Origin of the sequence: Pseudonocardia sp. McavD-2-B (assembly GCF_024124365.1) — a bacterium.
Classification (GTDB): Bacteria; Actinomycetota; Actinomycetes; order Mycobacteriales; family Pseudonocardiaceae; genus Pseudonocardia; species Pseudonocardia alni.
On the sequence record NZ_JAMXSG010000177.1, the window covers coordinates 1 to 12,223 of the forward strand.

Annotated in this window: 11 protein-coding genes; 6 read left to right on the forward strand and 5 right to left on the reverse strand. The window is 74.0% G+C overall.

Features of this window, described 5'->3' with window-relative positions:
* A partial coding sequence (locus NH602_RS20815) for a glycosyltransferase family 2 protein (protein ID WP_253068689.1) occupies positions 1–1,144 on the reverse strand: 1,144 nt, incomplete at its 3' end.
* Between the two features lie 753 nt (positions 1,145–1,897).
* Here NH602_RS20815 and NH602_RS20820 point away from each other — a divergent pair.
* A complete protein-coding gene (locus tag NH602_RS20820) occupies positions 1,898–3,022 on the forward strand; it encodes a C40 family peptidase (protein ID WP_246352731.1) in 1,125 nt (374 codons plus the stop codon).
* Positions 3,023–3,221: 199 nt separating this feature from the next.
* Here NH602_RS20820 and galT read toward each other — a convergent pair whose 3' ends face one another.
* The gene (gene galT / locus NH602_RS20825; protein WP_100880558.1) at positions 3,222–4,301 is read right to left on the reverse strand and encodes a galactose-1-phosphate uridylyltransferase; all 1,080 of its coding nucleotides are present in this window, start codon (positions 4,299–4,301) and stop codon (positions 3,222–3,224) included.
* A 14-nt stretch (positions 4,302–4,315) separates the two neighbouring features.
* Complete coding sequence (locus tag NH602_RS20830) at positions 4,316–5,107, reverse strand: DeoR/GlpR family DNA-binding transcription regulator (protein WP_179762312.1); 792 nt, start codon at positions 5,105–5,107, stop codon at positions 4,316–4,318.
* Positions 5,108–5,422: 315 nt separating this feature from the next.
* Between NH602_RS20830 and NH602_RS20835 the strand changes: the two genes are divergently transcribed.
* From NH602_RS20835 to NH602_RS20855, 5 genes are all read left to right on the forward strand, one after another.
* On the forward strand, positions 5,423–7,108 hold the full coding sequence (locus NH602_RS20835) for a sodium:solute symporter family protein (RefSeq protein ID WP_179762311.1): 1,686 nt from the start codon (positions 5,423–5,425) through the stop codon (positions 7,106–7,108).
* 13 nt (positions 7,109–7,121) lie between these two features.
* Positions 7,122–7,418, forward strand: a complete 297-nt coding sequence (locus NH602_RS20840; RefSeq protein ID WP_224402010.1) for a hypothetical protein — start codon at positions 7,122–7,124, stop codon at positions 7,416–7,418.
* A 311-nt stretch (positions 7,419–7,729) separates the two neighbouring features.
* Entirely contained in the window at positions 7,730–8,356 is a 627-nt protein-coding gene (locus NH602_RS20845) for a YigZ family protein (protein ID WP_073574323.1), read from the forward strand.
* A 4-nt stretch (positions 8,357–8,360) separates the two neighbouring features.
* Positions 8,361–8,846, forward strand: coding sequence for a GNAT family N-acetyltransferase (locus NH602_RS20850; protein WP_179762310.1), 486 nt, complete (start codon positions 8,361–8,363; stop codon positions 8,844–8,846).
* A 95-nt stretch (positions 8,847–8,941) separates the two neighbouring features.
* Positions 8,942–10,210 carry an Nramp family divalent metal transporter gene (locus NH602_RS20855; RefSeq protein WP_073574325.1) on the forward strand — a complete coding sequence of 423 codons (1,269 nt, stop codon included), beginning with the start codon at positions 8,942–8,944 and terminating at the stop codon, positions 10,208–10,210.
* Position 10,211: 1 nt separating this feature from the next.
* Here NH602_RS20855 and NH602_RS20860 read toward each other — a convergent pair whose 3' ends face one another.
* Positions 10,212–11,015, reverse strand: a complete 804-nt coding sequence (locus tag NH602_RS20860; RefSeq protein ID WP_100878183.1) for a crotonase/enoyl-CoA hydratase family protein — start codon at positions 11,013–11,015, stop codon at positions 10,212–10,214.
* A gap of 9 nt (positions 11,016–11,024) precedes the next feature.
* Positions 11,025–11,915, reverse strand: a complete 891-nt coding sequence (locus NH602_RS20865) for an alpha/beta fold hydrolase (protein ID WP_073574327.1) — start codon at positions 11,913–11,915, stop codon at positions 11,025–11,027.
* Positions 11,916–12,223: the final 308 nt, after the last annotated feature.

The following is a 12,223-nucleotide window of genomic DNA, read 5'->3' on the forward strand; positions in this document are numbered from 1 at the left end:
CGGTGGGCGCGGGCTCCTTCCGGGCCCGCGCGACCGTGGCCGGCGTCGAGGACTCGCGGCGCACGATGTCGCGCAGCCGCCCCAGCGCGGCCGGGAACCGGCGCACCGCCAGCCGGCGCGCCCGCGGATCCAGCGCGACCTTGCCCAGGAACGCGCCCAGACCCAGCGCGTAGCCGCCCATCTGCTCACGCAGCTCCCCCGGCGACGGCCGGTGGTGGTGCCACACCCAGGCCGAGGGCAGGTAGGCCAGGGTGCCGCCGTCGAGCACGATCCGGACCAGCAGCTCGATGTCCTCGCCTCCGCGGGTGGGCCGGCCCGGGCCGAGCGCCTCGTCGAACCCGCCGAGCGCACGGACCGGCTCGGCACGCACCGCCAGGTTGGCCCCGATCCCGAACAGGCCCGGGGAGAACGGGAACACCGGGGAGTCCGCGGGCGGGTCGTCGAGCCGGAACCGGCGCGGCAGGAAGCCCTTGTTCCAGGCCAGCGCGACGTCGGCGGCCCGCTCCTCGGGCGTCTCCAGCCGCGCGGCGAGCACCGGCCCGCTCAGCGCGGTGAGACCGGGGTCCTCGGCGAAGGACCCGGCGATCCGCGACGCCCACCGCGGGTCGGGCTCGGTGTCGTCGTCGGTGAACGCGACGACCGCGGTGCGGGCCTCGGCGAGGCCGCGGTTGCGTCCGACCGAGACACCGCGGCGCGGCTCGCGGACGTAACGGACCCGCGGGTCCGCGCAGTCACGGACGACCTCGCGGGTGTGCTCGTCGGGCGGGTCGTTGTCGACGACGAGCACGGTCACGTCCGGGTGGTCGCCTGCCAGCACCGCGGCCAGGCAGCGGCGTACGCTCTCCGGCCGCCCCCGCGTCGCGACCACGACGGTGAGCGGCTCGGCCGACACCGCAGGCTCCCCCGGCGGCTCACGCCCGGCGACGGCCGCGGCGGCCCGGGCCAGGTCGGCGGCGCGCGCCCGGCCCTCGTGCAGCGGGACCTCGGCCTGCCCGACGGGGACGCCTCCGTCGGTGACCAGCAGCCGGGCCGAGCCGAACCGCGGCGGGACGACGAGGTCACCGGCCCCGCGATCCGTGCCGTGCACGGCACGGTGGTGGACGAGCTCGCCCACCCAGACGGGGCCGCCTGCTCGCTCCGGCACTGCTGCGACCTCCCGGGTCGTGGGTCCTCGTCGGTGGGTCCGTGTCGGTGGTCCGGCCCCGGGACCCGTCCGCTCGCAGACGTGTCCCCGTGTGCCTACGTCGCGGACCGGCGCCCGGTTCACCGTGTGCGGCCGACGTCACGTTGCGCCGCACCGGGTCCGCCCCGGGCACCGGCCCCCGGCGCCGAGCCGGCCGGTGCGCGCCGCACCGGTCACGGCCGGTATGCGCCCCGATCGTCGCAGAGCACCCGGTACCCGCGCTCACCAGGCACGGGACGCCTCCCGCGTGCTGCTCCGTCCGCCACGGCCCGGACCGCCTCCCGGCGCAGTCACCGGACGCGGTGCCGCCCGGGCGTCGCCGGCGGGCGTGCCGGGTTCGTGAGGGGGCTGGTCCGTCCGGGGCCGTCCCGGTCACGGTGCGCACCGCGTCACCGCCTCACACGCACCGTTCGGCGCAGCACACCGACCGTACGACCCGAACGGCGCACCGCACCCACCGTTGGACGCGGGTCCGGTGCGTGGGTCGCTCCGGACCGGCCGTTCGCCGCACACCCGGCGAGCCCGGTCGGTGTCCGTGTCACGGAGCGGTTACGGTCGCTCCTGGCTGGCCGACGAGATGTCGGCTGGTGCGCCTGGTCGGTCCCCCGCTCCCCGCTGGCCGACACTCCCCCTGGCGCCCACCCAGCACGCAGCGGGCGGAGCCGTGTCCGGTCACGAGGACCGGGGCGGATCCGGGGTGGCGAGGACCCCCGAATGACCACTGCACTGACCCCGGACCTCCATACACCCGAGAGCGACGTCCCCCGGCGTCGCCGGGACCGCGACGCCGGCGCGGGCATCTCCGCCGCCGACCTGCTCGCGCGCTACTCCGAGGCCGGTTTCGACACCCCCGCGCCCGGCAGCCGCCGAGCCCGCCGTTCCGAGGCCCCCGGCCCGGAGCTGGAGCGCATCGACACCCCCGCGACCGGCCTCCCCGCCGCGTCCGGCGGCGACACCGTCATCACCCGCGACGCGCAGGACACCCCCGCCGGCGTCACCTCGCGGACCGCGATCGGCCTGCTCGGCGGCACCTCGGACACCGGGCCGCTCGGGCGTCACCCGCGCGCGGTCGTCGCGACCATGTCGGCCACCCTGGTCGGCGCCACCGCGGTCATGGGCGTCGTGTCGGCGCTCAGCTCGCCGGAGCAGTCCCCCGAGACCTCCGCGGACATGGACCTCACCGGCGCGGCCAACGAGGCCACGATGAAGCTGTCGGTCCCGGCCGCGGGCTCCGAGCACGGCGGCACCGGCACCAGCGACGCCGCGTCCACCCTGACCAGCGGTTTCGAGAACGTCACCGCGTCGGTCCCGCAGGCGTTCGAGAAGGCCGACGCGGCCCGCATCGCCGCCGTCGCCCAGAAGGAGGCCGCGGCGAAGGCGGCCGAGGCCCGTGCGAAGGCCGCCGAGGCGGCCGCCCGCAACGGCGGCGGCGGTGACGACGACGGTGACGGCGGCGGGCTCGGCGACATCGTCGGCGGCCTGACCGGCTCCTCGGACGGTGCCCAGGCGCTCGCCCAGGCCAAGCAGCAGCTCGGCAAGCCCTACAAGTGGGGCGCCACCGGCCCGAGCGCGTTCGACTGCTCCGGCCTGATGGTCTGGGCGTTCGAGCAGATCGGCGTCGACCTGCCGCGCACCTCCAGCGCACAGTCGCAGATGGACGGCACCCCGGTCTCCAAGAGCCAGCTCAAGCCCGGCGACATGGTGTTCTTCTACTCCCCGGTGAGCCATGTCGGTATCTACGCCGGCAACGGCAAGGTGCTCCACGCCTCCACCAGCGGTGAGCCGGTCAAGTACTCCGACATCGACGCGATGCCGTTCCACAACGCGGTCCGGGTCTGACCGACCGCGTCACCGACGTCCGAGGCCGGTGCCCCTGGGGAGGGGTACCGGCCTCGACGCACGTCGGGGCGGAGCAATCGTGCTGTCCACGGCCCGCTCGATGATCCGCGTTCCGTGCGCAGATCCGCCGGACGCGCGCTTCTGAACGCGCGCGGACAACGGATCACCGCGTGTTCCTGCACCCGCCGTCCGCCCCCGGCTACAGCGAACGCAGCCGCTCCGCGACCGCCTCGGGCAGCACGTCGGAGATGAACGCGCCCGCGCCGGACTCCGACCCCGCCAGGTACTTGATCTTCCCCGGCGCCCGGCGGATCGAGTGCAGGCGCAGGTGCAGCCGGGCGTCGGAGCGACCGTCGGACTCCAGCACCGGGGCCTGGTTCCAGCCCGCGACGTAGGGCAGCTCGTCGTCGTAGAGCGCGTCGAGGCGGCGCAGCACGTCGAGGTAGAGGGTCGCGAACTCGGCGCGCTGGGCCTCGTCGAGGGCGGGCAGGTCCGGGGTCGGACGGTGCGGGTACAGGTGCACCTCGACCGGCCAGCGCGCCGCCTGCGGCACGAACGCCGTCCAGTGCTCCCCCGCGACGACGACCCGCTCCCCCGCCCGCTCGGCGGCCAGCTGCGTGTCGAACAGGTTCTCCCCGGTCGCCTCACGGTGCGCGGCGACGTGGGCGAGCATCCGTTGCGGGAACGGCGGGACGTAGGGGTAGGCGTAGATCTGGCCGTGCGGGTGGGACAGCGTCACGCCGATCTCGGCGCCCCGGTTCTCGAACGGGAAGACGTAGCGGACCCCCGGCCGGGCGCCCAGCTCGGCGGTCCGGTCGGCCCACGCCTCCAGCACCAGGCGGGCGCGGTCGGGCGTCAGCCGGGAGAACGGGGTGTCGTGGTCGTCGGTGAAGCAGACGACCTCGCACCGGCCCGACGCCGCCTGCGGCACCGGGCCCGGCTCGGGCAGCGGCGCGCCGGGCGCCGACCCGAACGACGGGAAGCGGTTCTCGAACGCGACGACGCCGTACTCCGGGCCCGGCACCTCGGTGTGGCGGCCGTCGCGGCTGGGGCACAGCGGGCACTGGTCGGCCGGCGGCTTGTAGGTGCGGTCCTGCCGGTGTGCGGCGATCGTCACCCACTCCCCGGCCAGGGCGTCGTAGCGCAGCTGCGAGGCGGGCACGACCCGCGGGAGGTCACGGGCGTCGACCAGGCCCGCCGGATCGCGGGGGGCGTGGTCGGGGCCGTCGAACCAGATGATCTCCCGGCCGTCGGCCATCCGGGTGGTCAGCTTCTGCACCTTCTGCACGTACGTCACCTTCCGGGGCGCGCAATGATCACGTGGTCGACCTCGCCCTCGAGGACCGCCCGGTCGGCGTCGGCCAGACCGGAGTCGGTCACGAGCACGTCGGCCTCGGACAGCTCGGCGATCGTCGAGATCCCGACGGTGCCCCACTTGGTGTGGTCGGCGACGACCACGAGCCTGCTGCCGGACTCGATGAGGGCGCGGTTGGTGTCGCGCTCGGTGAGGTTGGGGGTGGAGAAGCCCGCCGCGGCGCTCATGCCGTGCACCCCCAGGAACACCGTCTCCAGGTTCAGCGAGCGCAGCGCGGTGATCGCGACCGGGCCGACCAGGGCCTCCGAGGGCGTCCGCACGCCCCCGGTGAGGATCACCGTGGTCCCGCGGGCGTCGGCGCCACCGGTGTGGAACGCGTCGGCGACGGCGACGGAGTTGGTCACCACGGTCAGCCGCGGCACCGCGGCGAGCAGCCGGGCGAGCCGCCAGGTCGTCGTGCCCGCGGACAGGCCGATCGCGGCGCCGGGGGTCACCAGCTCGGCGGCCGCGGCGGCGATGACGTCCTTCTCCTCCAGCTCGCACACCGACTTCGCGGCGAACCCGGGCTCGGAGGTGGTGTGCTCGCCGACGGCCGTCGCGCCGCCGTGCACCTTGTCCACCAGGCGTCGCCGGGCCAGCACGTCGAGGTCGCGGCGCACCGTCATCTCGGACACCCCGAGGTGGTCCGCGAGCTCGGACACCCGCACCGCGCCGCGGCTGCGGACCTGCTCCACGATCACCTCGCGCCGCTGCTCGGCGAGCAGGCTCATCGCGTCCGGGCCGGACGCCGTCGGGGCTTCACCCGCACAGAATGCAACACAACCGAACGTGCGGCAAGGGTCGACCGTGCGTGTCGGGACCCGGCCCCCTGGCGCGCCGAGGTCACCGAGCGGTCTCGAATTCGAGCGAAAGTGTTCACTTCTGATCGAGTGCGGTCTAGCTTGTGCGTTGGTCCGCGCAACGTGCCGTCGTGCACCACCGGCCGGCGGACCGGCAGCGCACGCACTCGACGGCGAGGAGCTACCCGAGATGGATCATCACGAGACGGCCCGGCGGGCCCCGGGGACGTCCCGGGAGGACGCGGCATGACCGCCCAGGAGGTCCTGCGCCTCAACCCGAACCTGGTCGACTACCTGTTGGTCGCGTTCTACTTCGTACTGGTGCTCGGCATCGGCTTCGCGGCGCGCCGCTCGGTGTCCTCCAGCCTCGACTTCCTGCTGTCCGGCCGGTCGATGCCGGCCTGGATCACCGGTCTGGCGTTCATCTCGGCCAACCTGGGCGCGATCGAGCTGATCGGCATGGTGGCCAACGGGGCCCAGTTCGGCATCCCGACGGTGCACTACTACTGGCTGGGCGCGATCCCGGCGATGGTGTTCCTCGGCATCGTAATGATGCCGTTCTACTACGGCTCCAAGGCCCGCAGCGTCCCGGAGTTCCTGCTCAAGCGGTTCAACAAGACCACCCAGCGGGTGCAGGCGGTGATCTTCGCGGTCGCCTCGATCCTGATCGCCGGGGTCAACCTGTTCTCCCTGGGCCTGGTCCTGGAGGCGCTGCTCGGCTGGTCGCTGTACCTGGCGATCCCGGTCGCCGCCGTCGTCGTGCTGGGCTACATCTCCCTCGGCGGGCTGTCGGCCGCGATCTACACCGAGGTCCTGCAGTTCTTCGTGATCCTGGCGCTGCTGATCCCGCTGACCGTCGCCGGGCTCAACCGGGTCGGCGGCTGGGACGGCCTGACCCGCGCGGTCACCGAGGGCCCGAGCGCCGGTGCGGACCTGAACGCCTGGCCCGGCACCCCGCTCACCGAGATCGCGAACCCGTTCCTGTCGGTGCTGGGCATCGTGTTCGGCCTGGGATTCGTGCTGTCCTTCGGCTACTGGACGACGAACTTCGCCGAGGTCCAGCGCGCCCTGTCGGCCAAGTCGATGTCCGCCGCGCGGCGGACCCCGATCATCGGTGCGTTCCCGAAGGCGCTGGTCGTGCTGGTCATCGTGACCCCGGGCATGATCGCCGGGATCCTGGTCCCGCAGATCGCCGCGGTGAAGGCGGGCGGCGGCGACGCCGTCGAGGGCATCACCTACAACAACGCGCTGTCGCTGCTGATGAAGGAGGTCCTGCCCAACGGGATCCTCGGCGTCGCGATCGCGGGTCTGCTGGCCGCGTTCATGGCCGGTATGGCGGCGAACATCAGCTCGTTCAACACGGTGTTCACCTACGACATCTGGCAGGACTGGGTGCGCCCGGGCCGCGCCGACCGCTACTACCTCGGCGTCGGCCGGCTGGTCACCATCATCGGCTGCGTGCTCGCGATCGGCACCGCGTTCATCGCGTCCGGGTCGGCGAACCTGATGGACTACATCCAGTCGCTGTTCAGCTTCTTCAACGCGCCGCTGTTCGCGATCTTCATCCTCGGCCTGTTCTGGAAGCGGATGACCGGGCCGTCGGCCTGGATCGGGCTGCTCTCCGGCACCACCGCGGCGGTGCTGGTCGACATCCTGGTCCGCACCGAGGTCTGGACGATGTCCAGCCAGGCGGGCAGCTTCGTCGGCGCCATCGCGGCGTTCGTCGTCGGTGTCGGCGTGTCCGCGGGGGTCTCGATGGTGACCACCCCGAAGCCGGACGCCGAGCTGGTCGGGCTGACCTGGAGCCTGACCCCGAAGGAGGCGCGCACCCACTCCACCGACGGTGACGACGCCGGCTGGTACCGCAGTCCGAACGTCCTCGGCGCGCTGGTGCTGGCCCTGACCGTCGTCCTCTACGTCGTGTTCGGCTGAGCGGAGACCTGCGATGAGCTCGAAGAGTGAGAACCACCCCGACCACCACGGGACCGACGCCCCGGTCTCCTCGACCGCGGCGAACCTGTTCGACCTGCGCTCGGTGATCGCCCTGCTGTTCGGGGTCTACGGCATCGTCCTGCTGGTCATGGGGATCGTGTCGGGCGACGACCCGGAGAACCTCGCCAAGACCGGCGGGACGAACCTCAACCTCGACACCGGCATCGGCATGCTGGTCATCGGGGCGTTGTTCGTGCTGTGGGTGTACCTGCGACCGCTGAAGCTGGCCGCGCCGGAGCAGCAGGACTGACCGCACTCCCCCGGCCGGGGGCGCCCTCAGCGCTCCCGGCCGGCGGGGGTCGGGTAGACCGGGTTGAACGCCGCGAGGGTGTAGTCGTCGATCCGGCGCGCCACGCGGGTCAGACCGGAACGCAGGACGCGGAGGGTGTCGCTCATGGGTGGGGGTCCCTTCGATGTCGGCGGTGGAACCGCCTGGTGTGGACGAGGGAGCCCGCCGGGTGAGGCGGGCGGCCTCGTCACCGGACACGTCCAGGATGCACTGAATCGATCCCGACGCGCCGCCGATCGCGAGCGCGGTCACGGTGTGAGGCCGGTCGCGGCGTGCGGGTGATCGCCCGCGACGGGAGTGCGGAGACCGAGATCGCCCGGTCGCGCTTCCGCTGCACCGTCGCCCGGGTCGCCGACGTCGGCGCCGCCCAGGACGTGATCGACCGCGTCCGTCGGGCCGGACCGGACGCCACCCACCACTGCACCGCGTTGCGCATCGGTGACCCCGGCACCGGGGACCTCACCGCCCGCAGCAGCGACGACGGCGAGCCCTCGGGCACCGCCGGCGTCCCGATGCTGGAGGTGCTCACCCGGCGCGGGCTGACCGACGTCGTCGCCGTCGTCTCGCGCTGGTTCGGCGGGACGAAGCTCGGCGCGGGCGGGCTGGTCCGCGCGTACTCCGGCGCCCTGACCGCGGCCCTGGACGCGGTCGGCGAGCTGCGCCGGGTCCGGCACCGGGAGCTGCTGCTCGCCGTCGGCCACGACCGCGCCGGGCGCCTCGAGCACGACCTGCGCCACTCCCCGTACCGGCTGTGCGACGTCACACACGGCACGGACGTCACACTGACCGTGGCCGTCGCCGAGCCGGAGACCGGGGCCTTCGCCGACTGGCTCGCCGAGCACACCGGCGGCGGCGTCGAGGCACTCGACGCCGGCCCGCGCGACCTCTACCTACCCTGAGCGCGTGCACATCCGCGACGCCACCGACGACGACCTCCCCGCCGTTCTCGACGTGCTCCGCCCGATCTTCGCCGAGGGCCGCACCTACACCGTCCCGCCCGACGCCGACGACGCCTGGGTCACCCGCATGTGGATGCTCCCGCCGCCGGCGCGGGTCGTCGTGGCGGTGCGGGACGGCCGGGTCGTCGGCACCGCGAAGACCGGACCCAACCAGGCCGGGCCGGGCTCGCACGTCGCGACCGCGAGCTTCGCGGTCGAGGCGGGCGAGGCCGGGCGCGGCACCGGACGCGCGCTCGGCGAGCACGTGCTGGCCCTCGCCCGCGCGGACGGCTACTCCGCGATGCAGTTCAACGCCGTCGTGGCGACCAACACCCGCGCGGTCGCGCTGTGGCACTCGCTGGGCTTCGCCACGGTCGGCACGGTGCCCGACGCCTTCACCCTGCCCGACGGCACGACCACCGGCCTGCACGTGATGCACCGCTACCTGTGAGCCGCACGGCCCGCACCGTCGCAGGTCTGTACCAGCGGAGTTAGCCGTGCCTACACTGCGTCTTCGCCGGACCTCATCACCTCGCGGGGGCGCACATGACGAGCACGGACACGGCCGCGTCGGCGGCACCGCTCACCGTGGAGCAGCTGCGCCGGCGCGGCTGGCGCGGCAGGCTCGCCGTCCTCGGGCCCGCGTTCGTCGCCGCCGTCGCCTACGTCGACCCGGGCAACTTCGCGACCAACTTCTCCGCCGGCGCCGGCTACGGCTACCTGCTGGTGTGGGTGATCGTCGTCGCCAACCTGATGGCGATGCTCATCCAGTCGCTCTCGGCCAAGCTCGGGCTCGCAACCGGGAAGAACCTGCCCGAGCTGTGCCGCGAGCACCTCACCCCGTGGCGGAACCGGTTCATGTGGGCCCAGGCCGAGCTCGTCGCGATCGCGACCGACCTGGCCGAGGTGATCGGCGGCGCGGTCGCCCTGCACCTGCTGTTCGGGATCCCGCTGTTCACCGGCGGGGTGATCACCGGCGTGATCGCCTTCGTGCTGCTGGGCCTGCAGTCGCGCGGGCACCGGCCGTTCGAGCGGGCGATCGTGTTCCTGCTCGCGATCATCCTGGTCGGGCTGGTGTCGACCCTGCTGCGCACCGACGTCGACGGGCCCGCGCTGGCCGCGGGTCTGGTCCCCGGCTTCGACGGCGTCGGCTCGCTGGTGCTCGCCACCGGCATCCTGGGTGCCACCGTGATGCCGCACGTGATCTATTTGCACTCCGCGCTGACCCAGGGCCGTCTGGTCGCCCGCGGCCCCGAGGACACCCGGTTCCTGCTGCGGGTCGGGCGCACCGACATCGCGCTCGGGATGGGCGTGGCCGGGCTGGTCAACCTGTCGATGCTGGTCGTGGCGGCCGCCCTGTTCGCCGGGACCGACGTCCCCGGCACCGACACCCTGGAGGGGATCTTCGCCGGGCTGGGCACCGAGCTCGACGCCGTCGCCGCGTACGGGTTCGCGATCGCACTGCTCGCCTCGGGGTTCGCGTCCTCGGGCGTGGGGACCTACGCCGGGCAGGTCATCATGGCCGGGTTCCTGCGCCGCCGGATCCCGCTGCTGCTGCGCAGGCTGCTGACCCTCGCGCCCGCCCTGCTCGTGCTGGGCATCGGGATCGACCCGACGCAGGCGCTGGTGCTCTCCCAGGTCGTGCTGTCGTTCGGCATCCCGTTCGCGCTGGTCCCGCTGGTGTGGCTGACCGCCCGCCGCGAGGTGATGGGCGACCTGGTCAACCACCGCGTCACCACGACCGCGGCGGTCGTCGTCGCCGCGGTCGTGGTGGGGCTGAACGCCTTCCTGATCTGGGAGGCGTTCGTCGCCTGAGTCAGCGGCCGCGCCAGACCGGGTCGCGCTTCTCGGCGAACGCGGTCGCACCCTCGCGGGCGTCCTCCGAGGTCAGGACCGGGCCGACGACCGCGTCGTGGCGCTCCCAGCGGTCGGCGCCCCAGTCCGGGCTCTCCCGCACGATCCGCTTCGATGCGGCGACGCCGAGCGGCCCGTTCACCGCGATCCGCGCGGCCAGCGCCAGCGCGGCCTCCAGCGCGCCGCCGTCATCGACGACCTGGTTGACCAGCCCGGCGGCCTCGGCGCGCGTCGCGTCGATCGGGTCGCCGGTCAGCAGCATCTCCAGCGCCAGCGCCCGGGGCACCCGGTTCGCCAGCTCCAGCGCACCGCCCGCGGCGGCGACCAGGGACCGCTTCACCTCCGGCACCCCGAACCGGGCGCCGCGCCCGGCGACGACGAGGTCGCAGGCCAGCATGATCTCGAACCCGCCGGCCAGGGCCCAGCCCTCGACCGCGGCGATCATCGGCGTCACCGGCGGGGCCTGGGTGATCCCGCAGAGCCCGCGCCCGGGCACCGACGGACGCTCGCCGCGCAGGAACGCCTTGAGGTCCATCCCGGCCGAGAACACCCCGCCCGCCCCGGTCAGCACGCCGACCCGCAGGTCCGGGTCGGCGTCGAGCTCGTCGACGGCCGCGGCGACCGAGCGCGCGACGTTCTCGTTCAGCGCGTTCTTGGCCCGGGGCCGGTTGATCGTGATCAGCAGGACGCCGTCCCGCCGCTCGACGAGCACCTCCTCCTCGGAAGCGGCCGGTCCGGAAGGAGTCAGCTCTGACTGCTCTGTCATGGGGCCACCCTAGATCGCGGGGGCCACCACCGGAACCGAGTGCTCCCAGTCCGCGAGCAGCGTCCGCAGCGCGGTCACCAGAGCCAGCGGCTGGTCGATCATCACGTGGTGCCCGGCCCCGGGGATCTCGACGACCGGTGCCGCCCGGCCCATCCGGTCGACGACCATCTCCCCCATGTCCGCCGGGACCAGGCCGTGCTCGGCCCGGAACAGCGCGATCCGGCAGCCGGGACGCCCGAGGTCGCCGGGGGTCAGCGAGATGCCGGCGAAGATGGCCGGGTCGAACTTCCAGCTCCAGCCGCCGTCGACCGCGCGGATGCTGTGCTCGGCGATGTGGCGGTGCACGTAGGGCAGGTCGCCGGGCTGCTCGGGGATGGTGCGGAACCGCGCGATCAGCGCGTCGCGGTCGGGGTGCACCTTCGCCGGGCCGAACGCCCGCTGCTCACGGGCGGCCCGCTCCTCCGGCGACCGGTCCCGGACCGGGGAGTCGACGGCGACGGCGCCGGCCAGCTCGTCGCCGTAGCGCAGCGCCGCGGTGAGCGTCACGAACCCGCCCATGCTGTGCCCGATGACCGTCGGCCGGGGGCCGAGACCCGCGGCGTCGATCACGGCGCGCAGCTCGACGGCCCAGCGGTCCAGGTCGTAGGACGGTGCCCGCCCGGAGTCGCCGTGCCCGGACAGGTCGACCGCCACGACCCGGCGCGTGCCCTCGGCCAGCAGCGGGGCGATGTGATCCCACCAGTGCAGGTGCGCCGCGCCGCCGTGCACCAGCAGCACACCGGGTCCGCCCGGGGTGCCCCAGCTCCGGAAGCGGATCTCGACGCCGTCGCTCTCGGTGCGGCCGGGCTCCCCCGGCTCGGCGAGTGCGTCGGTGAACCAGGTGGGCGGAGCGGTGGACACGCGGGGACCTCTGTTCGTGGGACGGGGACGACCGTTCGAACCTACGCCCCTCGTCAGTTCTGACCACGCCGGGTAACGAGGTACCGGGGCCGGGCGACCTGCGTCACCGAGGGGCCGACGAGGAGGCGCGATGACCGGTGCGGCGACGGGGACGGTGGTGCGGGCCGTGCCACGCGACCCCGGGGCGTGGGACCTCACCGACCGGCGTCTGGGGTGTGCGCTGGGGTCGCTCGCGCGCGACGTCGACGCCCCGGCCGGGACCGCGGCGGCGGTGCGCGGCTGGCGCCGGATGGCCGGTCCGCTGCGCG

Coding starts and splice junctions, on each gene's coding strand:
- NH602_RS20830 (WP_179762312.1), bottom strand. CDS start 5,107: ATGAGCCTGCTCGCCGAGCAGCGGCGCGAGGTGATCGTGGAGCAGGTC.
- NH602_RS20855 (WP_073574325.1), top strand. CDS start 8,942: ATGACGAGCACGGACACGGCCGCGTCGGCGGCACCGCTCACCGTGGAG.
- NH602_RS20820 (WP_246352731.1), top strand. CDS start 1,898: ATGACCACTGCACTGACCCCGGACCTCCATACACCCGAGAGCGACGTC.
- NH602_RS20840 (WP_224402010.1), top strand. CDS start 7,122: ATGAGCTCGAAGAGTGAGAACCACCCCGACCACCACGGGACCGACGCC.
- NH602_RS20860 (WP_100878183.1), bottom strand. CDS start 11,015: ATGACAGAGCAGTCAGAGCTGACTCCTTCCGGACCGGCCGCTTCCGAG.
- NH602_RS20835 (WP_179762311.1), top strand. CDS start 5,423: ATGACCGCCCAGGAGGTCCTGCGCCTCAACCCGAACCTGGTCGACTAC.